The sequence below is a fragment of the Methylovirgula sp. 4M-Z18 genome, from assembly GCF_037890675.1.
Lineage (GTDB): Bacteria > Pseudomonadota > Alphaproteobacteria > Rhizobiales > Beijerinckiaceae > 4M-Z18.
Window position 1 is genome coordinate 3,248,703 of the sequence record NZ_CP149574.1, and the last position, 26,305, is coordinate 3,275,007.

29 protein-coding genes and 1 other RNA gene are annotated in these 26,305 nt (G+C 62.5%); 13 read left to right on the plus strand and 17 right to left on the minus strand.

Features of this window, described 5'->3' with window-relative positions; genetic code table 11:
• Positions 1–3: 3 nt before the first annotated feature.
• From V9T28_RS15095 to V9T28_RS15105, 3 genes are all read right to left on the minus strand, one after another.
• Positions 4–1,326: a mechanosensitive ion channel family protein gene (locus V9T28_RS15095; RefSeq protein ID WP_158554743.1), complete on the minus strand. Its 1,323-nt coding sequence runs from the start codon at positions 1,324–1,326 to the stop codon at positions 4–6.
• Between the two features lie 165 nt (positions 1,327–1,491).
• Complete coding sequence (locus V9T28_RS15100; RefSeq protein ID WP_116399728.1) at positions 1,492–1,935, minus strand: DoxX family protein; 444 nt, start codon at positions 1,933–1,935, stop codon at positions 1,492–1,494.
• 50 nt (positions 1,936–1,985) lie between these two features.
• Positions 1,986–2,696, minus strand: coding sequence for a tetratricopeptide repeat protein (locus tag V9T28_RS15105; RefSeq protein ID WP_245423948.1), 711 nt, complete (start codon positions 2,694–2,696; stop codon positions 1,986–1,988).
• A 116-nt stretch (positions 2,697–2,812) separates the two neighbouring features.
• On the opposite strand from V9T28_RS15105, the gene V9T28_RS15110 reads away from it, so the two are divergent.
• The 6 genes from V9T28_RS15110 (at position 2,813) to V9T28_RS15135 (ending at position 8,919) form a co-directional block, all read left to right on the plus strand.
• On the plus strand, positions 2,813–3,304 hold the full coding sequence (locus tag V9T28_RS15110; protein ID WP_245423950.1) for an RNA polymerase sigma factor: 492 nt from the start codon (positions 2,813–2,815) through the stop codon (positions 3,302–3,304).
• Positions 3,301–4,107 (plus strand): hypothetical protein, encoded by an 807-nt coding sequence (locus V9T28_RS15115; RefSeq protein WP_116399730.1) that lies wholly within the window; start codon positions 3,301–3,303, stop codon positions 4,105–4,107. Before V9T28_RS15110 ends, V9T28_RS15115 begins: the two co-directional genes overlap by 4 nt.
• A 142-nt stretch (positions 4,108–4,249) precedes the next feature.
• Complete coding sequence (locus V9T28_RS15120) at positions 4,250–5,458, plus strand: MFS transporter (protein WP_245423953.1); 1,209 nt, start codon at positions 4,250–4,252, stop codon at positions 5,456–5,458.
• 299 nt (positions 5,459–5,757) lie between these two features.
• Positions 5,758–6,093 (plus strand): phasin family protein, encoded by a 336-nt coding sequence (locus tag V9T28_RS15125; protein ID WP_116399731.1) that lies wholly within the window; start codon positions 5,758–5,760, stop codon positions 6,091–6,093.
• A gap of 241 nt (positions 6,094–6,334) precedes the next feature.
• Positions 6,335–8,251, plus strand: a complete 1,917-nt coding sequence (dxs, locus tag V9T28_RS15130) for a 1-deoxy-D-xylulose-5-phosphate synthase (RefSeq protein WP_339071772.1) — start codon at positions 6,335–6,337, stop codon at positions 8,249–8,251.
• Between the two features lie 20 nt (positions 8,252–8,271).
• On the plus strand, positions 8,272–8,919 hold the full coding sequence (locus V9T28_RS15135) for a glutathione S-transferase family protein (protein ID WP_116399894.1): 648 nt from the start codon (positions 8,272–8,274) through the stop codon (positions 8,917–8,919).
• 28 nt (positions 8,920–8,947) lie between these two features.
• Here V9T28_RS15135 and V9T28_RS15140 read toward each other — a convergent pair whose 3' ends face one another.
• From V9T28_RS15140 to nudC, 3 genes are read right to left on the minus strand one after another with little or no spacing between them, the layout of a single operon-like run.
• The gene (locus V9T28_RS15140) at positions 8,948–9,412 is read right to left on the minus strand and encodes a YcgN family cysteine cluster protein (RefSeq protein ID WP_199500049.1); all 465 of its coding nucleotides are present in this window, start codon (positions 9,410–9,412) and stop codon (positions 8,948–8,950) included.
• Positions 9,409–10,116: a 7-cyano-7-deazaguanine synthase QueC gene (queC, locus tag V9T28_RS15145; protein WP_339071775.1), complete on the minus strand. Its 708-nt coding sequence runs from the start codon at positions 10,114–10,116 to the stop codon at positions 9,409–9,411. The genes V9T28_RS15140 and queC overlap by 4 nt, the downstream gene beginning before the upstream one ends.
• A 20-nt stretch (positions 10,117–10,136) precedes the next feature.
• A complete protein-coding gene (gene nudC, locus V9T28_RS15150; RefSeq protein WP_116399897.1) occupies positions 10,137–11,126 on the minus strand; it encodes an NAD(+) diphosphatase in 990 nt (329 codons plus the stop codon).
• Between the two features lie 190 nt (positions 11,127–11,316).
• Here nudC and dapD point away from each other — a divergent pair, with 190 nt between their 5' ends.
• From dapD to dapE, 3 genes are read left to right on the plus strand one after another with little or no spacing between them, the layout of a single operon-like run.
• On the plus strand, positions 11,317–12,174 hold the full coding sequence (gene dapD, locus V9T28_RS15155) for a 2,3,4,5-tetrahydropyridine-2,6-dicarboxylate N-succinyltransferase (RefSeq protein WP_116399898.1): 858 nt from the start codon (positions 11,317–11,319) through the stop codon (positions 12,172–12,174).
• Positions 12,174–12,650 carry a DUF805 domain-containing protein gene (locus V9T28_RS15160; RefSeq protein ID WP_116399899.1) on the plus strand — a complete coding sequence of 159 codons (477 nt, stop codon included), beginning with the start codon at positions 12,174–12,176 and terminating at the stop codon, positions 12,648–12,650. The genes dapD and V9T28_RS15160 overlap by 1 nt, the downstream gene beginning before the upstream one ends.
• On the plus strand, positions 12,647–13,810 hold the full coding sequence (gene dapE / locus V9T28_RS15165; protein WP_116399900.1) for a succinyl-diaminopimelate desuccinylase: 1,164 nt from the start codon (positions 12,647–12,649) through the stop codon (positions 13,808–13,810). The genes V9T28_RS15160 and dapE overlap by 4 nt, the downstream gene beginning before the upstream one ends.
• Positions 13,811–13,977: 167 nt before the next feature.
• Here the strand turns inward: dapE and truA are convergent, their stop codons facing one another.
• From truA to V9T28_RS15180, 3 genes are read right to left on the minus strand one after another with little or no spacing between them, the layout of a single operon-like run.
• A complete protein-coding gene (gene truA, locus V9T28_RS15170) occupies positions 13,978–14,715 on the minus strand; it encodes a tRNA pseudouridine(38-40) synthase TruA (protein ID WP_116399901.1) in 738 nt (245 codons plus the stop codon).
• Between the two features lies 1 nt (position 14,716).
• Entirely contained in the window at positions 14,717–15,673 is a 957-nt protein-coding gene (fmt, locus tag V9T28_RS15175; RefSeq protein WP_199500072.1) for a methionyl-tRNA formyltransferase, read from the minus strand.
• Between the two features lie 41 nt (positions 15,674–15,714).
• Positions 15,715–16,230, minus strand: coding sequence for a peptide deformylase (locus V9T28_RS15180; RefSeq protein WP_116399903.1), 516 nt, complete (start codon positions 16,228–16,230; stop codon positions 15,715–15,717).
• A 143-nt stretch (positions 16,231–16,373) separates the two neighbouring features.
• On the opposite strand from V9T28_RS15180, the gene V9T28_RS15185 reads away from it, so the two are divergent.
• On the plus strand, positions 16,374–17,567 hold the full coding sequence (locus tag V9T28_RS15185) for a DNA recombination protein RmuC (protein WP_245424013.1): 1,194 nt from the start codon (positions 16,374–16,376) through the stop codon (positions 17,565–17,567).
• A 9-nt stretch (positions 17,568–17,576) separates the two neighbouring features.
• Here the strand turns inward: V9T28_RS15185 and V9T28_RS15190 are convergent, their stop codons facing one another.
• The gene (locus V9T28_RS15190) at positions 17,577–18,722 is read right to left on the minus strand and encodes a serine hydrolase domain-containing protein (RefSeq protein ID WP_116399905.1); all 1,146 of its coding nucleotides are present in this window, start codon (positions 18,720–18,722) and stop codon (positions 17,577–17,579) included.
• Positions 18,723–18,797: 75 nt separating this feature from the next.
• Here V9T28_RS15190 and V9T28_RS15195 point away from each other — a divergent pair, with 75 nt between their 5' ends.
• Positions 18,798–19,427 (plus strand): TetR/AcrR family transcriptional regulator, encoded by a 630-nt coding sequence (locus V9T28_RS15195; protein WP_116399906.1) that lies wholly within the window; start codon positions 18,798–18,800, stop codon positions 19,425–19,427.
• A gap of 16 nt (positions 19,428–19,443) precedes the next feature.
• Here the strand turns inward: V9T28_RS15195 and recR are convergent, their stop codons facing one another.
• The 4 genes from recR to ffs form a co-directional block, all read right to left on the minus strand.
• Positions 19,444–20,049: a recombination mediator RecR gene (recR, locus tag V9T28_RS15200; protein ID WP_116399907.1), complete on the minus strand. Its 606-nt coding sequence runs from the start codon at positions 20,047–20,049 to the stop codon at positions 19,444–19,446.
• Between the two features lie 61 nt (positions 20,050–20,110).
• Positions 20,111–20,434 carry a YbaB/EbfC family nucleoid-associated protein gene (locus V9T28_RS15205; RefSeq protein ID WP_116399908.1) on the minus strand — a complete coding sequence of 108 codons (324 nt, stop codon included), beginning with the start codon at positions 20,432–20,434 and terminating at the stop codon, positions 20,111–20,113.
• Positions 20,435–20,473: 39 nt separating this feature from the next.
• Positions 20,474–22,327: a DNA polymerase III subunit gamma/tau gene (locus V9T28_RS15210; protein WP_116399909.1), complete on the minus strand. Its 1,854-nt coding sequence runs from the start codon at positions 22,325–22,327 to the stop codon at positions 20,474–20,476.
• A 23-nt stretch (positions 22,328–22,350) separates the two neighbouring features.
• Positions 22,351–22,447, minus strand: an RNA gene (ffs, locus tag V9T28_RS15215) — signal recognition particle sRNA small type.
• A 43-nt stretch (positions 22,448–22,490) separates the two neighbouring features.
• On the opposite strand from ffs, the gene V9T28_RS15220 reads away from it, so the two are divergent.
• Positions 22,491–22,934, plus strand: a complete 444-nt coding sequence (locus V9T28_RS15220) for an HIT domain-containing protein (protein ID WP_245424015.1) — start codon at positions 22,491–22,493, stop codon at positions 22,932–22,934.
• On the plus strand, positions 22,927–23,376 hold the full coding sequence (locus V9T28_RS15225; RefSeq protein WP_245424016.1) for an MmcB family DNA repair protein: 450 nt from the start codon (positions 22,927–22,929) through the stop codon (positions 23,374–23,376). The genes V9T28_RS15220 and V9T28_RS15225 overlap by 8 nt, the downstream gene beginning before the upstream one ends.
• A gap of 86 nt (positions 23,377–23,462) precedes the next feature.
• On the opposite strand, the gene V9T28_RS15230 is transcribed toward V9T28_RS15225, so the two are convergent.
• The 3 genes from V9T28_RS15230 to V9T28_RS15240 all read right to left on the minus strand — a co-directional run bounded on the left by V9T28_RS15230 (position 23,463) and on the right by V9T28_RS15240 (position 26,267).
• The gene (locus tag V9T28_RS15230) at positions 23,463–24,029 is read right to left on the minus strand and encodes an ActR/PrrA/RegA family redox response regulator transcription factor (RefSeq protein WP_116399912.1); all 567 of its coding nucleotides are present in this window, start codon (positions 24,027–24,029) and stop codon (positions 23,463–23,465) included.
• A gap of 110 nt (positions 24,030–24,139) precedes the next feature.
• Positions 24,140–25,504, minus strand: a complete 1,365-nt coding sequence (locus tag V9T28_RS15235) for an ActS/PrrB/RegB family redox-sensitive histidine kinase (protein WP_245424018.1) — start codon at positions 25,502–25,504, stop codon at positions 24,140–24,142.
• A complete protein-coding gene (locus V9T28_RS15240) occupies positions 25,476–26,267 on the minus strand; it encodes a HesA/MoeB/ThiF family protein (protein ID WP_116399914.1) in 792 nt (263 codons plus the stop codon). Before V9T28_RS15240 ends, V9T28_RS15235 begins: the two co-directional genes overlap by 29 nt.
• Between the last annotated feature and the right edge of the window lie 38 nt (positions 26,268–26,305).

The window sequence follows — 26,305 nt, forward strand, 5'->3', positions numbered from 1 at the left end:
CCGTCATCCCCTCTCCCCGAGCTTCGACCGCCCGACAATCACATCGTGCTTCGGATAGGGAAGGGTGATGCCGTGCGCCTTGAATTGTCGCCACACCGCGAGCAGCGCCTGGCTTTTGACGTTGGCGACGCCGTTGTGGGCGTCGCTGATCCAGAAGCGCAGTTCCAGTTCGATGGCGCTTTCGCCAAAGGCCATGACGAATGCAACCGGCGCGGGACGTGCCAGGATGCGTGGCGGCTCTAGCGCAGCGAGAAGAATGAGCTTGCAGACCTCGTCGAGATCGGCACTCAGCGGCACGCGGATCGGCACTTTCAGGCGCACAATGGTGTTGCGGTGCGACCAGTTGACCACCTGGCGGGTGATGATGTCCTCGTTGGGAATGAGATATTCCACCCCGTCGCGGGTTTCGACCGACACATAGCGGGCGCCGAGCGACGTCACCCAGCCAAACGTACCGCCCACCTCGATGACGTCGCCCGGCTTGATCGATTTGTCGAGCAACAGCACGATACCGCTGAACAGATTGGACACGGTTTTCTGCAGGCCGAGGCCGAGACCGATGCCGAGGGCGCCGGTGAAGAAGGCGAATTGCGATAGATCTATCCCGATGCTCGACAGCGCGATGACGACCGCCAACGCGACCAGGGTAATTTGGATCAACTTGCCGAGCAGCACTTGAGCGCGCGGCGTCACTTCCGGGATTCTGGTAATACGCCGCTCCAAAAAGCGCGATACGCTGGTGGCGAGCCAGAGCAGAATGCTGAACGAGAAAATCCCCTTTACCACGGTCAGTAGCGACACCCGGATGCCGCCCAGCACGACGGCGCCGGAATCAAGCAGATCAACTGTCGGCCCCAGAAGATGAAGGATATTGAGCGCCGCGACGATCCAGGCAAAAACGCTGATCAACTGGGCCAGCGCCTCGTAGCGGACGAAATCGGCGGCGAGGCGGATGATGAGCCAGGCCGCCAGCAAATTGATGCAAATCCGAATGATCCCACTCGGCCAGTCGAAAGCTTCCGCCAGGGCCAGCGAAACGGCGAGGCCGGCAATCCAAGCCACGGGAGCGAGCAGAGGCACAAGCCGGTGGACAAGCCACTCTTGGTGCAGCGCGATCCAGTCGAGACGCTGACCGGCTGAAACATTGCCCACCCAATCGACGGCATATTTGTGCAAAGGCCGCGTGATCAGCCAAGTCACCGCTCCAGTCAGGAGCACCGCGGGGATTTGGACAAGATTGATGAGTGTGAAAACATCTTGCACTAGCCATGGCTGCAAGTGTTCGACAAAAGCCTGCACTTGATCCCACACCGATTGTGTGTTCACGGCCGTCCCCCCAACCAGCGTATCCCAGATTAACGCTTATTTTTGAAACGGCTACAATCTGGCGCGAGAACGGGGCATCCGTCAAATCCCGCCGATAAACACGGCGCGGCGCACCCCCGGCCAATCCGATTTTTCATTATTTTTTCTGCACCAAGAATCGCTCCCTCACGCGCGATGCCAGCGCCACGCGTCGATCGACCACGCACCCGGCCCGGCCAGCGCCAGGATCAAAAAGCCGCCGGCGATGGTCACGTCTTTCTGAAAATGGATGGCTTCCATCGCGTCGGCGAAATTGGTGTGGAAGAAGGCTGCGGCCAGCAGCGAGAACCCCGCGAGGGCGATCGCCGCCAGGCGCGTGCCAAAGCCAAGCAGGATCATCAGACCGCCGCCGAGTTCGGTCACGATCACCAGCGGCAGAAGATGTCCATTCACGCCGAAGCTCTGCATATAATCGATCGTATCGCTGTAGTCTGTGATCTTGCCGTAGCCTTCGTGAATGAACATGCCCGCCATCAGCGCGCGTGCGATAAAGGTGAGCGGTGCTGAAACATGCTGGAGGAGAGAGGTTTCTCTCTCCGCATGTCGCGATGCGCCGAGCCGCGCTGCCATAGGCATCTCCTTTTGTTGAGGCTGCTGTTCAGCCTTAGAGCCAGCGCAGATCACTCAACATCATTTCCCTTCGCAATCGCGTCAGACAGTTCCTCGTATTCCTCGCAGGCCTTCGAGCCGCAAAGCTTTTCGATCGTCGCCAATTGCTCGCGCGCATCATCGAACTTTCCGAGCGTCACATAGGCTTCACCCAAATATTCGCGAACTTGCGTATAGTTCGGATCGAGTTCGACCGAGCGCTGGTAATAGGCGATGCCCTCTTCGGTGCGGCCGAGTTTGCGCGTCGCGTAGCCGCGATAGTTCAGCGCCCGCGGCGTGTCGGGATTTTGCAGCGTGTCGAGCGTATCAAGGGCTTCTTGGTAGCGCTTCGCCTTGGCGAGGGCGAACGCATATTCGGTCAGATCGTAGTCCGGCAGAACGCCGCTGTGCCGCATGAGACATACGTGGTTCTTGGCATCCCACACCATGCCCTGCGCGCACGTGGTCAGATCCTGGTGACCGGACGAACCGCCGCTCCCACTGCTCGCGCCTCCGCCAGACGCCGAGCCCCCTCCCCCGCTGGCGCCGCCACCCGTTCCGCCGCCACCTGAACCACCACCACTTGATCCGCCGCCTCCACCGCCACCGCCGCTTCCTCCGCCACCGCCATGTGCGAAGGCCAGCGAGGCGCTCGAAACCATTCCCACCACCGCCATCACCCAGGCGATGCGGTGCAAAGTCGTTGCAAGGGGTGTGCGATGCTGTGCTACATTCTTGGTCATGATGATCGCCTCCAAAATGCCGGATGCATCGAAAACACCTCGGCGGCGGGATTTATTCGTCGCGACGCAGAGTTTTTGTGGTGGAGCGAAATGGTGACGCGTCGGGAGACTTGCGTGTGAGCGCGGCCGGCGCCTCCGAGGTGCGGGCCGGATTGGCGGCGCATCTGGTGCGGCTTTGGCGTTACGCCACAGTGCTTTCGGGCGCGCGCCATGTGGCGGACGATCTGGTCCAGGCCACGTGTTTGCGCGCGATCGAACGGGCCGATCAATTCATTCCAGGCTCGCGGCTCGATAGCTGGTTGTTTTCCATCCTGCGGTCGATCTGGCTGAACGAGTTGCGCGCCAGGCATATCCGCGAGGGCGGCGGCTTCATTGACGCGAGCGAGGCGCTGGTTTTCGACGGCGCACGGGAAATCGAAACGAATATAACTGCCGCTCAAGTGTTAACTGCCGTGGGACGTCTTCCCGAGGCGCAGCGGGAAGCCGTTCTGCTGGTCTACGCCGAAGGATACACGTATGATGAAGCCGCAGACATAATGGGTGTGCCGATCGGAACCGTGATGAGCCGTCTTGCCAGCGCCCGGCGGGCGATGAGCGCGATGAAATGACAGGCCTGAACGACGTGAGCGAAATGGATGACGATGCCGTGCTCGTTGCCTTTGTCGATGGCAAATTGGACGATGCCGCGACTATTGCATTGCAAGCGCGGCTGGCCAACGAGCCCGATTTGCTCTTGCGGCTGACCCAGATCCGCGCCGGCGATGTCGCCTTTGCCCCCGCCTTCGAGGCGCTGCTGGCCCAAGCGCCAACGACGCGGCTGGAAGCTTCCTTGAGCCAACTCCTAGCCTCCCATCCGGTGCAAGCCGCGCCGCGCGCGCGCGGCTGGCGTGTCGCCGCGGCGCTCGCGCTCCTGGCCTGCGGCATCGTGCTCGGCCGTTTCGCACCCTCTTGGGTGGCCGCGCCGCAAAGCTTCATTGCCGCCAATGAGCAAAAAGAAGATTGGCGTATGGCGGTTGCGGAATACGCCGCCCTCTACACCACGGAGACATTTGCCGGCTCGCCGCCTGACGCATCCGCGCAAGCCGACGAGTTGGCCCGGCTGGGCGAAAAGGTCGGACTTACTCTGAGACCCGATCGCATCGCGCTCAGCGATGCGCAATATCGCGGCGCCCAGATCTTGGCTTATGGCAAGGCGGCGCTCGGACAGATTGTCTATACGGACGCCGCCGGCCACCCGATCCTCTTCTGCATGATCGCCAATGGCGAAGCCGATACCGGTCCGCACAGCGAGAATCGCGGGGCGTTTTCCTCGGTTGCCTGGGCGCATGACGGGCGCGGCTATATCCTGATTGCGCCCCTGCCCCGTGAGAAGGTCGCGCAAATGGCGGATGCTCTGGTGCCGCGGTTCTGAAATCTTCCGGCCAGCGTGTCGCTTTTGACATAAGGCGATGGCAGCCATGCGATCTTGCACCGCACAAATCGCACAGAATGGCCTATAGTCGCCACACTATTCCTGCGCGCCGCAGAAGCGCGCCTCTCCCGGGATTTCGACTTTGTCTTACGCAGCTGCTTCAGCCTCGCGGTCCCATGCCTTTTGGGCCGAATTTGCTCTTGCCATCGGCGGTTTTGCTATTGGAACCGGTGAATTTGCGACGATGGGGCTGCTGCCCGACGTCGCGCAGGATTTGAACGTGTCCATCCCGACGGCGGGCCATATCATTTCCGCCTATGCGCTCGGCGTCGTGGTCGGTGCGCCGCTGATCGCGGTGATGGCGGCAAAATTGTCGCGCCGCGCGCTCCTGCTCCTGCTGATGGCCATTTTCGGCGCCGGCAATCTCGCCAGCGCCTTCGCCCCGGACTTCACTGTCCTCACCGCCTTGCGTTTCTTCAGCGGCCTGCCGCATGGCGCCTACTTCGGCGTCGCCTCTCTGGTCGCCGCCGGCATGGCGGGGCCGGAAAAACGCGCGCAAGCGGTGGGCCGCGTCATGCTCGGACTCACCATCGCGACCCTGATCGGCACGCCGCTCGCGACCTGGCTCGGCCAGGGCCTCGGCTGGCGCGCCGCCTTCGCCGCGGTCGGCGCGATCGGCCTGCTGACGGTCGCGCTCGTCTGGCTGTTTGCGCCGCAAGACCGGCCCGATGCCGCCGCGGGGCCGCTGCGCGAACTGTCCGCGCTCGGCAAACGGCAAGTGTGGCTCACCCTCGGCATTGCCGCCTTCGGCTGCGGCGGTACCTTCGCCATTTACAGCTACATCACGCCGACTCTCGTCGAGGTCGCAGGCCTCGCCGAATCCTTCGTGCCCGTCGTGCTGTGCATTTTCGGCGCTGGCATGATCGTCGGCAACCTGGTGGGGGCGCGTCTCGCGGACCGCGCCCTGCTGCCGACCATCGGCGGGGCGATCCTGTGGAACACGTGCATGCTCGCACTGTTCTTCTTTACCTCGCATAATGCTTGGCTGGCCGTACCGAACGTGTTTCTGATCGGCACCTGCTTTGCCATTGTGCCCGCGTTGCAGACTCGCCTGATGGATGTGGCGGCGGACGCCCAGACTTTGGCTGCGGCGCTCAACCATTCGGCCTTCAACATCGCCAATGCGCTTGGCGCGTGGCTCGGCGGCCTGGTCATCGCCGCGGGTTTCGGCTGGTCGTCGACGGGCTGGGTCGGCGCGCTCCTGGGCCTATCCGGCTTTGCCGTCTTCGCCGTTTCCATGCTGCTGGAATCCCAGCCGCGCAAAACCGAGTTGCACCAGCAATCGGCATAATATCTGCAAAAATGCACTGCTGACGCGCGATTTCAGCGGCTGCATGACGGCGGCTTTGCAATTGCGCCGCATGTCATGTGGTGAGGGTATAGGCGTGTCGTTGCTTATGCGCGATACGCTACAAAACTGGCAGCTTTTTTCTTATTTTCACCACAATGAGAGCCGCTGATGCGGCTTCGCTTCTGCGCTGCCGGGCATAACCGCCAAACACCGCATATCATATGCGCGTCACGTGACGTGGCGCTGATCGATCCACTCCCCGCAGCGCGTCGCATTCCGCAAGATCGAGGAGGACGTCAATGGCAAATGTGAAGAATGGCAAAGGGCCCGGTCAGGCTTACGACCCGCAACAACACTTGAATGCGGCCTTTCAGATGCAAAAGCGGTTTACCGACTTCCAACTCGAGGCCATGTCGGAAATACTCGGCTTTTTCGGCCAGCGGCTGCAAGCCCAGGCTGATTTCTGGCGCGGCTTGAGCGGGTGCTCGGATCTTGGCCAGGCCACCGAGGCGCAGCGCCAGTTCTGGGAACGGGCGTCGCAGGATTATACCCGCGAGGCGCAACATCTGTCCGATGTCGCCAAACGCAGCATGGATACGATGACGCAACCGGTTATCCAGGATCGCGCCGCCTGAATTGACCTTTAGCCCGGCGGAAAAGCGATTGCGTCCGCCGAGCTATCGCGCGCAAATGCAAATCTAAATTTGCAGATTGGCCATCCAGGCCGCGCCCGATATGTGCGTTGGTCACTTTGTCGCTGGTCCTTTTGCTCTTATTTTGCACCGCACCAGCCCCGAATTGCCGTATATATCCAATTTGGTGTAGGAAACTTGTGTGGCTCGGTGCCATGCCGACGTGAACCTTTAAGAGATTGCCTTGACGAAACGCCTGCAAACGCCCCTGCTCGATACGGTCCCCACGCCCGACAAGCTTCGCGAACTGCCGGAAAGCGCCCTGCGTCAGGTGGCGGCGGAATTGCGCGCCGAGACCATCGACGCGGTTTCGGTCACCGGCGGCCATCTCGGCGCGGGTCTCGGCGTCGTCGAATTGACCGTGGCGTTGCATTACGTCTTCGACACGCCGCGCGACCGGATCATCTGGGATGTCGGCCATCAGGCCTATCCGCACAAGATCCTGACCGGCCGGCGGAACCGGATTCGCACCCTGCGCCAGACCGGCGGTCTCTCCGGCTTCACCAAACGGTCGGAAAGCGCCTACGACCCGTTCGGCGCGGCGCATTCCTCGACATCGATTTCCGCCGGCCTCGGCATGGCGGTGGCGCGCGATTTGCGCGCCGGACACAACAATGTGGTGGCGGTGATCGGCGATGGCGCCATGTCCGCTGGCATGGCCTATGAGGCGATGAACAATGCCGGTGCCATGCAGTCGCGCCTCATCGTGATCTTGAACGACAACGACATGTCGATCGCGCCGCCGACCGGCGCCATGTCGGCCTATCTCGCCCGGCTTGTGTCAGGGGAGACGTATCGGTCGTTGCGCGAAACGGTGAAGCAGCTCGCCAAACGCCTGCCGAAATTCTTCTACGACAAAGCCAAGCGGACCGAAGAATACGGCCGCGGCTTCTGGACCGGCGGCACCTTGTTCGAGGAACTCGGCTTCTATTATGTCGGCCCGATCGACGGCCACAATCTCGACCACCTGCTGCCGGTGTTGAAAAACGTGCGCGACATGCCGCACGGGCCGGTGCTGGTGCATGTGGTGACGCAGAAGGGCAAGGGCTATGCGCCGGCCGAAGCCGCTGCCGACAAATATCATGGCGTCAACACGTTCGACGTGGTGACCGGCACGCAGGTCAAGCCCAAGGCCAACGCGCCAGCTTACACCAAAGTCTTCGGCGAAAGCCTGATCAAGGAAGCGGCGCGCGACGACAAGATCGTCGCGATCACCGCCGCCATGCCGTCCGGCACGGGCGTCGATCTCTTCAGCAAGGTGCATCCGGCCCGCACCTTCGATGTCGGCATCGCCGAACAGCATGCGGTGACCTTCGCGGCGGGCCTCGCCACGGAAGGCTATAAGCCGTTCTGCGCCATTTACTCGACCTTCCTGCAGCGCGCCTATGACCAGGTGATCCATGACGTCGCGCTGCAGCAGCTGCCCGTGCGCTTTGCCATCGACCGCGCCGGCTTCGTGGGCGCGGACGGCGCGACCCATGCCGGCGCGTTCGACATCGCTTATCTGACCTGCCTGCCCGGCATAGTGGTGATGGCAGCGGCCGACGAGGCCGAACTCGTCCATATGGTTGCGACCGCCGCCGCCTACAACGCCGGCCCGATCGCGTTCCGCTACCCGCGCGGCGAGGGCGTTGGCGTCGACCTGCCGGAGCGCGGCGAGGTCCTGCCCATCGGCAAGGGCCGCATCATCCGCGAAGGCACGCACATCGCGCTGCTGTCGCTCGGCACGCGCCTCACGGAGGCGCTGCAGGCGGCGGAAGACCTGGCTGCGCATGGACTTTCGACCACCGTGGCCGATGCCAGATTCGCCAAACCGATCGACGAGGATCTGGTGCTGAGGCTCGCCCGCGGCCATGACGTGCTGATCACGATCGAGGAAGGCTCGATGGGTGGCTTTGGCAGCCACGTGCTGCACCTGCTCGCCGACGCGGCCCTGTTGGATTCCGGCCTGAAAGTCCGCTCGATGGTGCTGCCCGACGTCTATCTCGACCACGACAAGCCCGAGGCGATGTATGCCAAGGCGGGCCTCGATGCCAAGGGGATTGTGGCGAAGGTCATGGCGACGCTCGGCAAGAGCAGCCAGAACGAGCGGCGCGCATAAGACACGGAACACCAAGTCCGATGCTGACGATCTGGGGCAGAAAGTCCTCTTCAAACGTCCAGGCCCTGATGTGGTGCGTTGGCGAGTTGCAGCTCGCCTTCGAGCGTATCGATGCGGGCTTTACCTACGGCGTCATCGACACACCCGAATTTCGCGCCCTGAATCCGAACGGCACGATCCCCGTCTTGCGCGACGGCGACGATCCACCCTTATGGGAAACCGGTGCGATCCTGCGCTATTTGGCCGGACGATACGGCTCCGAGAGCTTCTGGCCCAAGAACGATAAGGCGCGCGCCACCGTCGACAAATGGGCGGAATGGTCGAAGATCAACATTGCCGGCAATTTCACCGGGCCGGTTTTCTGGCGCGTCGTGCGCATGCCTGCGGCGCAGCGCAATCCAGCGGCGATCGGCGCCGCCCTTGAAACGCTGGACCGCTTTCTGGATGTCGCCGAGCAACAGCTTGCGCAAAATGCCCATCTCGCCGGCCCCGATTTCACGCTCGCCGACATTCAATTCGGGCATTGTCTCTATCGCTATTTCGACATCGAGATTGCGCGCAAAAATCGCCCGCATCTACAGGCGTATTATGCAAGTCTCGCATCGAGACCAGCTTTCCAGGAACACGTCATCGTGTCTTACGACGAACTGCGCGACAGATTGAATTAGCGCCGGAACTAATCGACAAAACCTACGTTCACTTCGCCTTCGCCGGCACCTTCCTCGGCCATTGCACGATATGTTTCGGCAGCTTCTCGAACGGCACGTCGTCCTCCATCGCCTTCACCCGTCCATGCGCCGAAATGCCTGCCTCGGCCACCGTCGCAGGATCGCCCGAGACGAGCGGGTGCCACCACGGCAAATCCCGTCCCTCGGCAACCAGACGATAGCCGCAGGTCGGCGGCAACCACGAGAGCGTGCGTACCTGCTGCGGCGTCAAGCGGATGCAATCGGCGACCTTCTTCGCGCGGTTCTTGTAATCCGCGCAGCGGCAGGTCTCCGTATCGAACAGGCGGCAGGCGACGTTGGTGAAATGCACCTCGCCGGTGTCCTCGTCCTCGAGCTTGACGAGGCAGCAGCGGCCGCAGCCGTCGCAAAGGCTTTCCCATTCCTTGGCGTTTAGCTCTTCCAGCGTTTTGCGTTTCCAGAACGGCTCTTTCATGCTGCTGTCTTCATCTGCCGATATTTGCGCCAACCTTCCGCGCGCAATTTGCACGCCGGGCATTCGCCGCAGCCATGGCCCCATTCGTGCAACGCGCCGCGTGTCCCAAGATAGCAGGTGTGCGTGTCCTCGACGATGAGGCGCACCAAGCTCTCGCCGCCAAGCTCCTCGGCAAGACGCCAGGTCGCGGCCTTGTCGATCCACATCAGCGGCGTGTGCAGCACGAAACGCTGGTCCATGCCCAGGTTGAGCGCGACCTGCATCGCCTTCACCGTATCGTCACGGCAATCCGGATAGCCGGAGAAATCCGTCTCGCACATGCCGCCGACGATATGCTTGATGCCGCGCCGATAGGCGAGCGCCGCCGCGAAGGTGAGGAAAATGAGGTTGCGGCCCGGCACGAACGTATTCGGGAGCCCCTGCGCGTTGAACGCGATTTCGGCGGTGCTGGTCAAAGCGGTATCCGAAATCTCGCCGAGCGCCGCGAGCGACAGCGTATGATCCGGCCCGAGCCGGCCCGCCCATTGCGGCATGTCGCGCAGCATGCGCTCACGTAGAACCGCGCGCTGATCGAGCTCAACGCGATGACGCTGGCCATAGTCGAAACCGACCGTCTCGACATGGGAAAAGCGCGCGAGCGCCCAGGCGAGGCAGGTGGCGGAATCCTGTCCGCCCGAGAAGAGAACCAGCGCCGTATCGCCCATCGTCACATCCCCTGACCGCATCAAAATTGTGCGCCCGTATCGCCTTCGACCCAGGCGCGCAGCAGATGATGGGCAATGGCCATTTTCGGCGGACAAATCAAGCCGTCCGGATGATCCCGCCGCAAAATCGATCGGCATTCCTCGCGGTCGAACCAGCGCGCATGTTCGAGTTCGGTCGTATCGACGGTGAGTTCCGTCGTCTTGGCCTCGGCAATGCAGCCGATCATCAAGGAGGAAGGAAACGGCCAAGGCTGTGCCGCAAGGTAGTGCACCCGGCCGGTTTCGATCCCCGCCTCTTCGTGCAATTCGCGCCGAACCGCATCCTCCATCGTCTCGCCCGGTTCGATGAAACCGGCGAGGCAGGAGTACATTTTGGGGGCAAACCGCGCCTGCCGGCCCATGAGGCAGCGATCCCCATCGACCGCCAGCATGATCGCGACCGGATCGACGCGGGGAAAATGATGGGCGTTGCACGCGTCGCATTCGCGCCGCCAGCCGGCTGCCGCTATCCGCGTCGGCGCCCCGCAGTTCGGGCAAAAGCCATGCCGCATATGCCAGTGCATCAGGCTCTTCGCGTGACCCAGAATGCCGAGCACGTTGGCCGGCAACAGCCCCTGTATCGCCAGGGACCGCAGATCCTGCAAATTCAGGTCGGGCCGCCCGCGCAGACTGATGACGCGCGTCTCCAGCATCGCGCCATCATCGGCGGTTTCCTTGGTCTCGATGGCGCTGGCGTCGAGCAATGTGGCAAAGACCGGATGAATGCCGTCGTGACCGAGCAGCGCACTGTGCTGCACCGGCCCCAAGCTTTCGGCCTCTGCAAGCGAGAACAAGGCATTCAAATCCTTCAGCACCGGAATATCGCCGGCGAGAACGACGGACCGCGCCCCGGGCTCCCGCCGGAGCGCCGCGAGATAGGCCGCGTCGTCACGCTTTTCCGACAGGCGATTGAGGGAACTGGCAGCAAAACCGGTGAGACCGGACCGGTCGAGAAACGAAGATTGTGTCATGAAGGCTCTTGTTAGGGGTCAGCCGCGCGGCGCGGCCCAAATCGTATGTCCGCTAATATGGAGCCAATGCGGCAATTTGGCGAGCGGAATGGTACGCCAGCCATGCCGCGCAGGCGCCGCCCCGATCCCCCATTGACAAGCGCCGCTCTAGCCCTGAAACCTCGCCGCCGGAAAGAATAGGAGACTGCCCATGACCCATGCCGCCCTTGAGACCATCATCGACGCCGCCTTCGAGGACCGTGCGCAGATCAATGCGCAAACCACCGGCGACGTGCGCGATGCGGTGGAGAAGGCGCTTGCGCTTTTGGACTCCGGCGAGGCGCGCGTCGCCGAAAAAGTGCCGGGCGCGACAGGCCGCGACTCCTGGAAGGTCAATCAATGGCTGAAAAAGGCGGTGCTCCTGTCCTTCCGCCTGAACGATATGGCCGAAATCGCCGGCGGCCCCGGCAACAGCACCTGGTGGGACAAGGTCCCGTCCAAATTCCAAGGCTGGGGCGCGGCCGAGCACGCGGCGGCCGGGTTCCGCTCGGTGCCCAATTGTATCGTTCGCCGCTCGGCCTATATCGCGCCCAGCGCGGTACTGATGCCCTCCTTCGTCAATCTCGGCGCCTATGTCGATTCCGGCACGATGGTCGACACCTGGGTGACGGTCGGCTCCTGCGCCCAGATCGGCAAGAACGTGCATCTGTCCGGCGGCGTCGGGATCGGCGGCGTGCTGGAGCCGCTGCAGGCCGGCCCGACCATCATCGAGGACAATTGCTTCATCGGCGCGCGTTCCGAAGTGGTCGAGGGTGTCATCGTCGGCGAAGGTTCGGTGCTCGCCATGGGCGTGTTCATCTCGGCCTCCACCAAGATTGTCGACCGCGCGACCGGCAAGATCCATGTCGGTTATGTGCCGCCTTATTCCGTCGTGGTCTCGGGCAACCTGCCCGGCAAGCCGCTGCCGGGCGAAAATTGGGGGCCCTCGCTCTATTGCGCGGTGATCGTGAAAACCGTCGATGCCCAGACCCGTTCGAAGACCGGCATCAACGAATTGCTGAGGGATTGATGCCCGGCCTATTCACCCGGCAGAATCTTCGCTTCCTGTTTCGCGAGGACCAGGGCGTGATCGACCGTCGCACCTGGTGGCTGGCGGTCACGTTGCTGGGGGCCGTGTGGATCATCGCGGCGCTCATCGCAACCGCGCTGCGCTATGCCATCGTGAGCGCTGTGATGCGCCTCGACAACAGTACGAATATGCTCGAACTGATGCAGAAAATGACCTTCTCCGGCATTTTCAACATCGTCATGATCTTGGTCTATGTGTGCTATTATTTCGTGAGCGCCAAGCGCTTCCGCGATCTTGGCCGTTCGCCCTATCTCGGCTTGATCCTGCCGGCCGCCATCTATCTCGCCGCATCCTTCGGCCCGGTCCTCAACGCCTTTTTTCCGCCCTATGGATCGTGGCTCGCGGGCGTGTGCTTGAGCCTGGTCGCCTTCTGGAATGTGGTGGTTCTCGGCTTCACCAAGGGAGAATTGAATTGAGCGCGCCCCATCCTGCCGTCGCTCTCTTGCAGGATCTCATCCGCTGTCCATCCGTCACACCGCAGGAAGGCGGCGCGCTGCAACTCTTGCGCAAGGTGCTCGTTGCGGCGGGATTTGATGTCGAGATCGCACGCTTCAGCGCGCCGGGCACGCCGGATGTCGACAATCTCTTCGCCAAGATCGGCAGCGGCGCACCGCATTTCACCTTTGCCGGCCATACCGATGTGGTGCCGCCCGGCGATACGGCAAAATGGCATTTCGACCCGTTCTCCGGCACGATCGCCGACGGCAAGGTGTGGGGACGCGGTACGGCCGACATGAAAGGCGGTGTCGCCGCTTTTGCCGCTGCGGCACTGGGATTTCTCAAAAAGCACGCCGCGCCCAAGGGCACGATCTCGCTTCTGATCACGGGCGACGAAGAAGGCCCTGCGGTCAACGGCACGGTCAAGCTGCTCGAATGGGCGAAAGCCCGCGGCGAGATCTTCGATCATTGCATCGTTGGCGAGCCAACGAATCCGAATGCGCTTGGCGACATGATCAAGATCGGCCGCCGCGGCTCGCTTACCGGGCGCCTTGTCGTGCATGGCAAGCAGGGCCATGTCGGCTATCCCCATCTTGCCGACAATCCGATCCCAGCGATGCTGCGCCTTTTAACCGCGCTTAAGGCAAAGCCTTTGGATGAGGGCACGCCGCATTTCGATGCGAGCAATCTCGAAGTGACGACGGTCGATACGGGCAATGCGGCAACCAATGTGATTCCGGCCGAGGTCCGCGCGGTGTTCAACATCCGCTTCAACGATGTATGGACACCGGAAAGCCTTGAGGCAGAATTGCGCGCGCGCTGCGCGGCGGTGGCGGCAGGCGCGGCCTATACGCTCACCTTCGACCCCACCAATGCGGTCGCGTTCCTCACCGAGCCCGGCGATTTCACCACGCTCGTCGCCACGGCCGTGCATACGGTGACGGGCCGCACGCCGCAATTGTCAACGACCGGCGGCACGTCGGATGCGCGCTTCATCCAGCATTATTGCCCCGTCGTCGAATTCGGCCTTGTCGGCCAGACGATGCATCAGGTGGATGAGCATGTGGCGGTGGCGGATGTCGAGCAATTGGCGGTGATTTATGAGAAGGTTTTGGAGGCGTATTTCTTGCAGCAATGATGCCGCGCGCTCCCTTCTCCCAAAGGGAGAAGGTGGCCGACGAAGGCGGTCGGATGAGGGGACTCGGAATCGTGAGTTTTCTCGATATTCGTAACGGCTAATCTCGCAAGGGTGTCCCCTCATCCGTCATGCTTCGCATGCCACCTTCAGAAGGCCGCGCGGCACCCTCAATAATCCACCTGCACCAAGTACAGCCCGTCCGCCGGCGCGACCATGCCGCAGCGGCGGCGGTCCTTTGCCTCCAGCGCCGCCTGCAGATCATCCGCCGTCCATTTGCCCGCGCCGACATATTCGAGCGAGCCGACCATCGAACGCACTTGCCGGTGCAAGAAAGATCTTGCGCTGCAACGGATATGAATCTCGTCGCCGACACGCGTCACATCCAATTGATCGAGCGTGCGAAGCGCGCTCTCCGCCTGGCATTCGCTGTCGCGGAAGGTCGAGAAATCGTGCTTGCCGAGCAAGCGTTTTGCAGCCGTGTCCATCGCTTGTGCATCGAGGCGCCGCTTCACCAGCCAGGCGCGCCCGGCCTCAAGGGTCAACGGCGCGCGGCGATTGATGATCCGGTAGAGATAATGGCGCTTGACCGCGGAGTGGCGCGCGTCGAAATCGTCCCCGACCTCCTCGGCGCGCACGATCGCCACCGGATGCGGCCGCATATGCGCATTCACGGCATCGCGGATCGTATCGGAGCGCCAGACACGGCTCGTCTCGATATGCGCCACCTGCCCGGTCGCATGCACGCCGGAATCGGTGCGGCCCGCGCCGCGCACGATCAGCCTCTCGCCGGTGACGCCGAACAGCGCGTCTTCCAGCACCTGCTGCACCGAGAGATGCACCTCCTGCCGCTGCCAGCCGGCGAAGGGCGTACCGTCATATTCGATGGTGAGCTTGTAGCGCGGCATGTCAGTTAAGCTTCGCTCCGGCCGCCACCGGCGTGCCGCGCAGGAAATCCGCGACCTGCATCGGTGCCTTGCCGGCGCGCTGGATTTCGGCGAGTTGAATCGCGCCTGTGCCGCAGGCAATCATGAGATTGCCATCAAGCGTAGTCCCTGGGACCGCGGGCGTCCCGCCCGCACCGGCGCCGGACGCCCGCGCTCCTAAATGTGCGCGCAAAACTTTGATGCGCTCCGGCCCCTTGCCGGAATCCATCTCGAACCAAGCGCCCGGAAAGGGCGTGAGGCCGCGAATGTGATTATGCACGTCCGGCGCAGGCTTCGCCCAATCGATCCGTGTTTCGCCCTTGTCGATTTTCGCGGCGTAAGTCACGCCATCTTCCGCTTGCGGCTGAAAGTGCAGCGAGCCACGCGACAACGCGCCAAGCGCGCGCGCCATCAGGTCGGCACCGATCGTCGCCATGCGGTCGTGCAAGTCGCGCGCATTCATCTCGGGCGTGATGGCGATTTTCTCCGCCATCCCGATCGGTCCGGTGTCGAGCCCTTCGTCCATACGCATCACCATGACGCCGGTCACCGTGTCGCCCGCCATGATCGCGCGCTGAATCGGCGCCGCACCGCGCCAACGCGGCAGCAGCGAGCCGTGCAAATTCAAACAGCCTAGACGCGGCGCATCGAGAATGGCTTTCGGCAAAATCAGCCCGTAGGCGACGACGACCGCCACATCGGCGTCGTGCGCGCGGAAATGTTCGGCGGCTTCCTCACTGCGCAAGCTTTTCGGCGTCAGCACAGGAATGTGAAACCGCTCTGCCACCACCTGCACCGGCGATGGCGTCAGTTCCAATCCGCGCCGCCCGGCGGGTTTGGGCGCGCGCGTATAACACGCCACGACTTCATGGCCCTGGCCGACGATCTCGGACAGAACCGGACACGCAAAATCCGGCGTCCCCATGAAGATGATGCGCAGAGTCATTTGATACTCGAAATCCTTGCGTCCTGGCTTCCGGCCTAGACCGCGAGCCGCGCCGCCTTGGTGAATTTCTTCATCACCCGGTCACGCTTCAGCTTCGAAATATGATCGATGAACAAAGCACCGTTGAGATGGTCGATCTCATGCTGCAGGCAGGTCGCGAGAAGCCCGTCGGCGTCGATCTCCTGCTCCTTGCCGTCCCGGTCTATATAACGCACGCGCACTTTCGCGGGGCGCTCGACCTCGTTGAAATAATCGGGAATCGACAGGCAGCCTTCTTCGTAGGTGGCGAGCTCGTCCGATTTCCAGACCACTTCCGGATTGAGGAAAACCATGGGCGCCGGCTCCTCTTCCTCCTTTTTGGCGAGGTCGATGACGACCACCCGCTTCGGCACGCCGATCTGAATGGCGGCAAGGCCGATGCCGGGGGCGTCGTACATGGTCTCGAGCATGTCATCCACGAGCGTCCGAATCTCGGCGTCGATCGTTGTCACCGGCTCGGAAACGAGGCGCAAACGGGGATCGGGCAGCAGGACTATGGGGCGGATGGTCATCGATGGGTCTCGGTTGATCGGGCTCTTGCGCATCACATAAGCGCGCTGGGGTAATCGGTCAATTTAATAGCTCCGGATTTACGGCCCTTAGATTGGAAAAGTTCCTATTTTGTTCTTACGCGCGAATCATATATGATGGGCTCATGCAAGGTATGACTCTCTCCTCCCCCGTCCTGACCCTCGGATCGACGCCGGTCACGGTACTGCACCTTCTGGTGCTCGCCGTCCTGGCCATGCTTGGGCTATTGCTCGTACTCGCCACAGCGACCCTGCGCGCCAATCGGGAGCGCGATTTTGCCGCCGGGGCCGAAGCCGAGCGCAGCCAGGAACTCGACGAGCGGCTGGGCGAGATCAACAAGGCCAATGCCGAGCTTGCCGGCCGGCTCGCAACCATGGCCGAGGTGCTCACCACCCGCCAATCGGACCTCGCCCGCTACATGGCCGAGCGGCTCGACGCGGTCGGCACCAAGGTCGGCCAGGGGCTGGAGCAATCCTCCAAAACGACGGCGGAGAATCTCACCAAGCTCAACGAGCGCCTCGCCGTGATCGACGCGGCGCAGAACCGCCTCACCGGCCTGACCGAAGAGGTGGTGACGCTGAAAGATATTCTCGCCAACAAGCAGACACGCGGTGCCTTCGGGCAAAGCCGCATGGAAGCGATCATCCGCGACGGCCTGCCGCCCAACGCCTTCGAATTTCAGGCGACGCTGAAAACCGGCGTGCGGCCCGATTGCCTAATCCGGCTGCCGAATGACGAGCGCGGCATGGCGATCGACGCGAAATTCCCGCTCGAAGGCTTTACCGCTCTGCGCGAGGCGGAAACCGAAGAGGAGCGACGCGGGGCCATCGCGCGGGTGCGCGGCGATGTCGGCAAACATGTGAAGGACATTGCCGAGCGCTATCTGGTGCCCGGCGTGACCCAAGACATTGCAGTCATGTTCGTGCCTTCGGAATCGATCTTCGCCGACCTGCACGAATATTTCGACGACGTGGTGCAGCGCGCCCACCGCGCCCGCATCACCATCGTGTCCCCGTCCCTGCTGATGATGGCGGTGCAGGTGATCCGCTCGATCATGCGCGATGCGCGCATGCGCGAGGAAGCGCACCGCATTCAGGACGAGGTGGGCAAATTGCTCGACGACGTGCGGCGGCTGGGCGACAGGGTCGGTAAGCTCGACGACCATTTCCGCCAGGCGCAGAAGGACGTGTCGGATATCGTGATTTCCTCGAACAAGGTGCTGGCGCGCGGCGAGAAGATTCAAGCGGTGGAGTTCGAGGACGCGCCGGAAAGAACCGCGCCCGCGACGACAGTGAAGTTTCCGCGGGCAGCGGAATAGATAAGCTGCTTAAGCGTAAACCGCATCGCGGATCGCATCGGGAAAGGCGCCCTGCATCCCGGCGAAAGCGGTATTCGTCAGTGCAACGACGGAAAGCTGGCGCACCGGATCGACGAACCAGGAATGGCCGTAGGCACCGCCCCATTGCAGCGTGCCCTTGGATTGCGGCGTTGCCGTGCCGGCCGGATCTTCCAGCACCGCCCAACCATAGCTGAAGCCCCAGCCCGGCCCCCGGGTTTCGGCCCGCGGATCGAGCTGATTCGTGACCATGGCTTTGACCGTCTTGGGCTGCAGGATCGGTGCGCCGCCCTGGCGAATGGTCTCCAAGAAACGCAAGATATCGCCGGCCGTGCCGGCCATTCCCGCCCCGCCGGACGGATAGGAATTGGGATCGAAGATGCGCTTCGGAGCGAAGGTGAGGCTGGGCGCAAAATCCAGGCGGATGGTTTCGTCGAGCAGGACCGGCGTCGGATTGCCATCGGCATAATGCGTCACCAGGCGGCGAACGTCCGTCACTTGAAAGCCCGTGTCCTTCAGATGTAGCGGGTCCGCCACCTGCCGCGCGACGACCGCCGGCAAGGACATGCCCGTCGCGGCTTCAAGCACGCCGCCCAGCACGTCCATGGCAAGCGAATAGCGCCATTCAGCACCCGGCGCACTGGCGAGCGGCACCTGAGAGAGCCTGGCCAGATTTTCAGAGAGCGGCAAGCCAGGTTCGGCGAGCCCGTCCGAAACGCCAAGACGCGCGAAATCCTCGCCGGAAGGCGCGGTGAAACTGTAGCTGAGCCCGGCGGTATGGGTCAGAAGCTGGCGCAGCGTGATCGTCGGCGCCGTGCCATCCGGGAGCCGAGGCCGGAAATCCGGCAGCCAGCGGGTCACCGGATCGTCGAGGCCAATGACATTTTCCTCCACGAGGCGCATCGCCGCCGCCGTCACGATCGGTTTGGTGATGGAGGCCAGCAGGAAAATATCATCTTCCCGCATCGGCCGCGCGGCTTCACGGTCCGCGAAGCCGGCGGCGCGCCGGAAGACGATCGCGCCTGCCCGTGCGACCAAAACGACCGTGCCGACAATCCTCTCCTCGGCGATCGCGCGATCGATAACGGCATCAAGACCCGTCGCCAACCCTGGCGCATAGGACAAATCGCTATACATCGGACCGAACTCCACTATATAAGGAATGATCGCTCCGTAATATCACAAATCGAATAGAATTCAAGAGTGACCGTTATGATAAATAAACGCCCAAGGGGACGCCCGCGCGCCTTCGACCGCGACGTGGCATTGGCGACAGCGGCGAGGACATTCTGGGAACACGGTTTCGAGGGGACCTCGATCGCCGACCTGACCGAGGCCATGCGCATCACGCCGCAAAGCCTCTATGCGGCGTTTCATTCGAAGGCCGACCTCTACCACGAGACCCTGCAATGGTACCGCTCGACCTTTGGCGGGGTTCGCGCCGAGGCGCTCGAAGAAGAGCCTGATGTGATCGCCTGTTTCTCGCGCATCCTGTTCAACACAGCCCGTCACTACGCCAGAGGTGGCGACCAGCCCCTCGGCTGCATGATCGCCAGCGCTGTGCTCAATTGTGCCAGCGAGAATCGGGCAGTGGGAGCCTATCTCGCCGACCTTCGCCTGCAAGGACGAACCAAGCTTCAGCGGCGCTTGGAACGGGCGGTTAAGGAAGGTCAATTGCGCGCCGATACGGACGCCACCGGACTTGCACGTTATTTGGCCGCGATCATCCAGGGCATGTCGGTGCAAGCACGCGACGGTGCGACGGAAGAGGATTTGAGGGGGCTGGCGCATATCGCCGTCGCGGAACTCAAACGGCATCTGAGCGGAGCGCGAGAAACGTAGTTCCGGAGGTCTCGGGTCAAAATTCTGACCGGCTGCGGATCGCCGCCGCCAAGGTGCCTTCGTCCAAATAATCGAGTTCGCCGCCGACCGGCACGCCATGCGCGAGCTTGGTGACTTTCGCGCCCGTATGCGCGAGCAGATCGGTGATGTAATGCGCTGTCGTTTGCCCGTCGACGGTCGCGTTCACCGCGAGAATGACTTCGTGCACACCGCCTTCGGCCACGCGCGCGACGAGGCTGTTCAAATTGAGATCGTCGGGGCCGACGCCATCGAGCGGCGACAAGGTGCCGCCGAGAACGTGGTAGCGCGCGCGCATCACGCCGGCGCGCTCCAGCGCCCAAAGATCGGCGACAGTTTCGACCACCACCAGCACCTGTCCGTCGCGCCGTTCGTCGCGGCACAAATTACACGGATCGGACGTATCGACATTGCCGCACGTGCTGCAGGTGACAATGCGTTCGCGCGCCGTCTGCATAGCATCCGCAAGTGGTGCAAGAAGTTCCTCGCGCTTGCGGATCAGATGCAAAGCGGCGCGCCGCGCCGAACGTGGTCCAAGGCCGGGCAAGCGAGCGAGCAGTTGAATGAGACGCTCGATTTCAGGACCAACGATACGTTCCGCCATGCAGAAATTCCGATGTGTTGGAATCCCTTCTCCCGCAAGGCGGGAGAAGAAAGGCTCAGCGTTAGAACGGCAGTTTCATGCCGGGCGGCAGCGGCAGGCCCGCGGTCATCGCCTTCATCTTTTCTTCGATGAGGCGTTCGCCTTTCTTGCGCGCATCGTCATGCGCGGTCACGATAAGGTCTTCGAGGATCTCCACCTCGTCGGCCTTGAGCAGGGACGGATCGATCGCGATACCTTTCATCTGGCCCTTCGCGGTCAGGGTGACGCGCACGAGGCCGCCGCCCGATTGGCCCTCGACCAAGGTCTGCTCCATCTCGGCCTGCATGTCTTGCATTTTGGCCTGCATTTCCTGGGCTTTCTTCATCAGCCCCATCACGTCGCGCATCGCGATCTCCTTCGGTTATCCTTGAAATGACGGTCTCGGTTAGAGGTCGTCCTCGGTGTAAAACGAGTCGCCGTAGCTGACTTCATCGTCGCCTTGCTGTGGCGGATCGAGCGGTTCCAGCGCAGGCGGCGCCTCGGGCACGATCGAGCGCACCGCGACGATTTCCGCGCCGGGGAATTGTTCGAGCACGCTGCGCACCAGTGGATCTGCACGAACACCGGCCAACTTCTGGCGCTCAGTCTCCTCCGCTACTTCGCGCAGCGAGGGCGCGGCATTGCCCTTTGAGATCGAGATCATCCAGCGCGTGTCGGTCCACTCCTGCAACTTGCGCATCAATGTCTGCGCAAGCTGCGGCGAACCGCCGGGGCTCAATTCAAAATCGATCCGGCCGTGCTCGAAATGGATGAGCCGGATGTCACGCTCGATCGCGATCTTCAGCTGAATGTCGCGATGCTTGTCACACAAAGCGATGACATCACGCAGCGTATTGAGCCGCGGTCCCGCAGGAACGGGCTCGGCGACAGCCATCTGCTGGGGGCGCAGGTTGTAAGCGGTAGCCATTGCGGCAGAGGCGGAAGTGCCGCGCGGGGGTGCAGCCGGCATTGCAGCTTGCGGCGCAGCGATCGACCCGCCCGCCTGCAATTTGCGCAACACCTCGTCCGGTGGCGGCAGATCGGCGGCATAGGCGATCCGCACCAACACCATGTCGGCGGCCGCAAGCGGGCGTGGGCTTTCCTTCACGTCGCTGAGGCCCTTGAGCAGCATTTGCCACGCGCGCGTCAGCACTGCCATGCTCAAGGTCTTTGCAAACGCACCGCCGCGGTCGCGCTCCTCCGGCGTGACGGCAGGATCCTGCGCCGCATCCGGTACTAACTTCAGGCGCGTGACGAAATGCACGAATTCGGCCAGATCGGCGAGCACCTGGCCCGGGTCGGCGCCAAGATCGTATTGCGCCTTCAAGCCGCCCAGCGCCACCGCCATATCGCCTTTCATCAAGGCCTCGAACAGGTCGATGACGCGGCCGCGATCGGCGAGGCCCAGCATATGGCGCACGCTTTCCGCGTCGATTTTGCCGCCCATCATCGCGCCATGCGCGATCGCCTGATCCGTGAGCGACAGCGAGTCGCGCACCGAACCTTCCGCCGCGCGGGCGATGAGGCTCAAGGCCTCCGGTTCGATCTCGACCTTTTCCTTGCCGCAGATATTGGCAAGATGCTTGATCAGCACGTCGGACTCGACACGCTTCAAATCGAACCGCTGGCAGCGCGAGCGCACCGTCACCGGCACTTTCTCGATTTCGGTCGTCGCGAACAGAAATTTCACATGCTCGGGCGGCTCTTCGAGCGTCTTCAACAGCCCGTTGAAGGCGGCCTTCGAGAGCATGTGCACTTCGTCGATGATATAGACTTTGGTGCGCGCGGAAACGGGCAGATAGCGCGCACTCTCGATGATCTCGCGGATGTCGTCGATACCGGTGTGGGAGGCGGCATCCATCTCGATCACATCGACATGGCGCGATTCGATGATCGCCTGGCAATGTTCGCCCAGCACCGGCATGTGAATGGTCGGCCGATGCACGCCCGGCTTGCCCGGCGCATCCGCCACTTCGTAATTGAACGCGCGGGCGAGAATGCGGGCGGTGGTGGTTTTGCCCACCCCGCGCACGCCGGTCAGAATATAGGCCTGATGGATGCGCCCCAGATCGAAGGCGTTCGACAAGGTGCGGACCATCGCCTCCTGGCCAATCAGGTCATCGAAATTGGCCGGACGGTATTTGCGGGCAAGAACGCGATAGGGCGTGGCGGCGGTTTTGGCGGCTGGCTCGGGGCCAAGATCGAAACCCGGTTCGGCATCACCAGACGGCGTTTGGTCCAAAACTGGCGTGTCGCTCATCACCTGCCCATAAATTTCAAGGAGGTAGGAGGCTGGACAGAGACCCGCTCGGTCTCGTTAGGGCTGCTACCTTCCGGTCCTGACCCGGTTGGCGAGTGAAACGTCCACTGCCAACCTCCCGGGGCTCTATTTGGACTATGAGGGCCGCTTGTGCAAGAGTTGGATGTCAGATTCTCGTGTATCAACCATGACCTTTGCCCTGCACCCGCGCCTCGCCGCCGACACGTTTCTTGTTGGCGATTTGCCCCTCTGCCGCGTCCTCCTGATGAATGATCAGCGATTTCCGTGGCTTATCCTCGTCCCGCGGCACGCCGAAATCCGTGAAATCATCGATCTCACAGCGCCGGAACGGTCCATTCTGATGGAAGAAATCGCAAGCGCCGCCACGGCCCTCAAGGCGGCAACGGCGTGCCACAAGCTGAATGTCGGTGCGCTGGGGAATATGGTGCCGCAATTGCACATTCACGTCGTAGCCCGGTCCGAAGGCGATGCGGCCTGGCCTGGGCCGGTCTGGGGCAGCGGGACCGCCGAAGCCTATGCGGCGCCTGCCGCCGAGCAGTTCCTCGCCGACCTGCGGCACCGTCTGCCCGGCTTGCGCGATGCCTGACGGCCGCCAATCGGAGACCGCGCTCCTCATCGCCCGGGGCGCGCGGCGCCATTTACGCCAGCTTGGCTTTGCCACGATTACCGAACTGATCCTCCCCGACGGCCGCCGCGCCGATATCGTCGCGCTCGCCGGCGACGGCACGATCCATATCGTCGAGATCAAATCGTCGGTCGCGGATTTCCGCAGCGATACGAAATGGCCGGACTATCGCGTCCATTGCGATCATCTGTCCTTTGCCGTCACCCAGGACATGCCGCTCGACATCATGCCGCAAGACGCGGGGCTGATCGTCGCCGACGCTTATGGCGCAGCGGTTTTGCGCGATGCGCCGAGCCATCGCATGAGCGGTGCGACGCGGCGCGCCGTACTTTTGCGGTTCGCCCATGCGGCAGCCGATCGGCTGCACTTGCAGGAAGATCCGGAGAGCGGACTTTTGTCGTAAAAGTTAGCTTTTCGATTGTCGCATTTTCGCTCACGCGGACCTGCGGTTCTTAACGCGGACCGGCCACCACTTCACTTGAAAATGCTCTAGCGCGGCGCGCGTTTCGCCAAAATGCGCTGCAGGGTTCGGCGATGCATGCTCAAGCGGCGCGCCGTTTCCGACACATTGCGCCCACACAATTCATAGATGCGCTGGATATGTTCCCAACGCACCCGGTCGGCCGACATCGGATGTTCCGGCAATTCGCTGCGATCGTTCTTGATCGCCAACAGCGCGGCATGAATTTCGTCGGCGTCCGCCGGCTTGGCGAGATAATCGAACGCGCCCATTTTCACCGCCGTCACCGCCGTCGCGATATTGCCGTAGCCGGTCAAAATGATACCGCGTGCATCGGGACGCAGCGCCTTGAGTTCCGAGATGACATCGAGCCCGTTGCCGTCGCCCAGGCGCATATCGATCACCGCATAAGCGGGCGGGGCGTTGCGAATGCTGGCAAGACCGTCTGCAACGGATTCAGCGGTCGAAACCACATAACCGCGGGCCTCCATGGCGCGCGCAAGACGGGTCACAAAAGATTTATCGTCATCGACCAGCAAAAGGCTCTTGTCATGGTCGGGCGGACCAGCGGTCTCAAAGTTTGATGCAGAATTCATTTTGCGACTTTTATTGTTGTCGTTAAAAGACTTTTATAATCGATCCAAGCTGCAGTACAAGGTTTTTAGCCCGGAAAGCCAAGCGCCTCCATGTCCGGATCTTTCTGATTTTACGAAATATGGTGTTCGGACTCGAAGCCCTGTTCGAATTGCTGGCGCTGCCATACAAGCGTCACCGCCGCGCCGCCATGCCCGTTGTCACGGACCGAAGAACTGATATTGCGAATCTGCATCGTTGCGCCCGACCGCTCAACGAGCGTCTTGGCGATGAAGAGGCCGAGCCCCAGTCCGGCGCCTTCTTCCGATTTCGCGCGCCGATCCGGATTGCGAGTGGTGACATAGGGCTCGCCGATCCGGTCAAGCAAATGCGGCGCAAAGCCAGGCCCATCGTCGGTGATCTGCAAGGTCACGCGCTCGGCCGTCCAATAGGCCGCGATCTCGACTTTCGATCGCGCAAAATCGACGGCGTTTTCGACAAGATTGCCGATCCCATAGAGCACGCCCGGATTGCGCCGGCCGATCGGCTCCTCGCCGATGCCACTGCACGAGGCGACAATTTTCACGCCGAAATCCTGATGCGGTTCGGTCACTTCTTCGACGATTTGCGCAATGCTCATCGAGCCCATCGGCCAGGCCTCATCATCGCCGAGCGATTTCAGCTTGCGCAGAATGTCTCGGCAGCGCGTGACCTCCTGGGAGATTAAGGCGACATCCTCACCGATGGGCCCCTCTTGCGGCACTTGCCGAACGAGTTCGCGCACCGCCAAGGTGATCGTCGCGAGCGGGGTCCCAAGCTCATGCGCCGCCGCTGCGGCAAGCCCATCGAGTTGCGACAAATGCTGCTCGCGCGCCAGGATCAATTCTGTGGCCGCAAGCGCGTCCGATAATTTGCGCGCCTCCTCGGCGACGCGCGACGCATAGATACCGGCAAAGGTCGCGCCGAGCACCACGGACACCCAGATGCCGGCAAGATAGGTGACCGGCAAGGTCAGCGCCTCGCCCTCGAACCATGGCAGCGGCCGGTGAAAGAAGACAAGTAAAGTCGCCGCGCCGATGGTGAGCATCCCAAGCGGAAAGGTCCAGCGCGGCGCGAGCGACGCACCGGAAATCATGATCGGCGCGAGAAACAGCAAGGCGAAAGGGTTTTCGAGGCCGCCGGTGAGATAGAGCAAGGCGGACAATTGCACGAGATCATACGCCAGAAGCGCGGCAGCCGGCCGGTCGTTGAGCCGCTGGCTCATCGAGGTGCGCAAGCGCAAAACCATGTTGAGCGCCGCCGACATAGCGATGACGAGGGCGCAAAGGCCAATCGGCAGGGAAAAGCCGAGGAACTCGCTGGTCACGAAAATTGCGCCGGCCTGTCCGGCGATCGCCATCCAGCGCAAGCGCACCAACGTATCGACCCGAAGACGGCGCGCGCGCCGGCCGAGGTCGAGATTGGACAGATCAGGCGTCCGCCACGCCATTGAGGACATTGTCTGGATCCCAACTATAGCGAATGGTCTCGAAACGCATGGCGCGCGTATCGATCATGAGCAATTTGCCAACAAGTCCTTCGTCGTGAGCATCAAAGCCGCCCGCGCATTCGCGGATCACTTCGAGCGCCATCATCGCGCCGACGATGCCGGTGAGCGCGCCAATAATGCCGGCCTCGGCACAAGCGGGAATGGCGCCGGGCGGCGGCGGATCGGGAAAGAGGCAGCGATAGGTCGGGTTGGGCTTGCCATTCGCGCCGGTGAGATAGGGTTTCAGCGTCGTCAGCGAGGCATCGAACTCGCCGACCGCGGCGGTCACGAGCGTTTTGCGCTCAAAAAAGCACGCATCGGAAACCGCGTAGCGCGTCGCGAAATTATCCGAGCCGTCGGCGATGAAATCATAGGCGCGGACGAGTTCGCGGGCATTCTCCGGCGTCACGCGCAGGGCGTGGAGCGCCACGCTGACATGCGGATTGAGCCGCGCCACCGCATCGCGCGCGCTCTCGACCTTAGAGCGACCGATGTCCGGGGTCCCGTGCAGGACCTGCCTCTGCAGGTTGGAGAGCGAAACCTCATCGTCATCGGCAATGCCGATGGTGCCGACGCCGGCGGCCGCGAGATATTGGATCAGCGGCGCGCCGAGCCCGCCCGCCCCGATCACGAGAACCCGGGCCTTCTTGAGCTTCTGCTGTCCCGGACCGCCCAGACCGCGCAAGACGATATGACGGGCGTAACGTTCGAGTTCTTCGGAGGAAAGCGACATGATGCCGTGTATCTAGCGCATCTGGCAGTGAATGGCAG

Excerpts from the sequence above, each read along its gene's own strand:
- V9T28_RS15100 (WP_116399728.1), bottom strand. The coding sequence starts at position 1,935 with ATGGCAGCGCGGCTCGGCGCATCGCGACATGCGGAGAGAGAAACCTCT.
- V9T28_RS15105 (WP_245423948.1), bottom strand. The coding sequence starts at position 2,696 with ATGACCAAGAATGTAGCACAGCATCGCACACCCCTTGCAACGACTTTG.
- V9T28_RS15115 (WP_116399730.1), top strand. The coding sequence starts at position 3,301 with ATGACAGGCCTGAACGACGTGAGCGAAATGGATGACGATGCCGTGCTC.
- V9T28_RS15125 (WP_116399731.1), top strand. The coding sequence starts at position 5,758 with ATGGCAAATGTGAAGAATGGCAAAGGGCCCGGTCAGGCTTACGACCCG.
- V9T28_RS15135 (WP_116399894.1), top strand. The coding sequence starts at position 8,272 with ATGCTGACGATCTGGGGCAGAAAGTCCTCTTCAAACGTCCAGGCCCTG.
- V9T28_RS15140 (WP_199500049.1), bottom strand. The coding sequence starts at position 9,412 with ATGAAAGAGCCGTTCTGGAAACGCAAAACGCTGGAAGAGCTAAACGCC.
- queC (WP_339071775.1), bottom strand. The coding sequence starts at position 10,116 with ATGGGCGATACGGCGCTGGTTCTCTTCTCGGGCGGACAGGATTCCGCC.
- nudC (WP_116399897.1), bottom strand. The coding sequence starts at position 11,126 with ATGACACAATCTTCGTTTCTCGACCGGTCCGGTCTCACCGGTTTTGCT.
- dapD (WP_116399898.1), top strand. The coding sequence starts at position 11,317 with ATGACCCATGCCGCCCTTGAGACCATCATCGACGCCGCCTTCGAGGAC.
- V9T28_RS15160 (WP_116399899.1), top strand. The coding sequence starts at position 12,174 with ATGCCCGGCCTATTCACCCGGCAGAATCTTCGCTTCCTGTTTCGCGAG.
- truA (WP_116399901.1), bottom strand. The coding sequence starts at position 14,715 with ATGCCGCGCTACAAGCTCACCATCGAATATGACGGTACGCCCTTCGCC.
- V9T28_RS15180 (WP_116399903.1), bottom strand. The coding sequence starts at position 16,230 with ATGACCATCCGCCCCATAGTCCTGCTGCCCGATCCCCGTTTGCGCCTC.
- V9T28_RS15185 (WP_245424013.1), top strand. The coding sequence starts at position 16,374 with ATGCAAGGTATGACTCTCTCCTCCCCCGTCCTGACCCTCGGATCGACG.
- V9T28_RS15190 (WP_116399905.1), bottom strand. The coding sequence starts at position 18,722 with ATGTATAGCGATTTGTCCTATGCGCCAGGGTTGGCGACGGGTCTTGAT.
- V9T28_RS15195 (WP_116399906.1), top strand. The coding sequence starts at position 18,798 with ATGATAAATAAACGCCCAAGGGGACGCCCGCGCGCCTTCGACCGCGAC.
- recR (WP_116399907.1), bottom strand. The coding sequence starts at position 20,049 with ATGGCGGAACGTATCGTTGGTCCTGAAATCGAGCGTCTCATTCAACTG.
- V9T28_RS15205 (WP_116399908.1), bottom strand. The coding sequence starts at position 20,434 with ATGCGCGACGTGATGGGGCTGATGAAGAAAGCCCAGGAAATGCAGGCC.
- V9T28_RS15210 (WP_116399909.1), bottom strand. The coding sequence starts at position 22,327 with ATGAGCGACACGCCAGTTTTGGACCAAACGCCGTCTGGTGATGCCGAA.
- V9T28_RS15220 (WP_245424015.1), top strand. The coding sequence starts at position 22,491 with ATGTCAGATTCTCGTGTATCAACCATGACCTTTGCCCTGCACCCGCGC.
- V9T28_RS15225 (WP_245424016.1), top strand. The coding sequence starts at position 22,927 with ATGCCTGACGGCCGCCAATCGGAGACCGCGCTCCTCATCGCCCGGGGC.
- V9T28_RS15230 (WP_116399912.1), bottom strand. The coding sequence starts at position 24,029 with ATGAATTCTGCATCAAACTTTGAGACCGCTGGTCCGCCCGACCATGAC.
- V9T28_RS15235 (WP_245424018.1), bottom strand. The coding sequence starts at position 25,504 with ATGTCCTCAATGGCGTGGCGGACGCCTGATCTGTCCAATCTCGACCTC.
- V9T28_RS15240 (WP_116399914.1), bottom strand. The coding sequence starts at position 26,267 with ATGTCGCTTTCCTCCGAAGAACTCGAACGTTACGCCCGTCATATCGTC.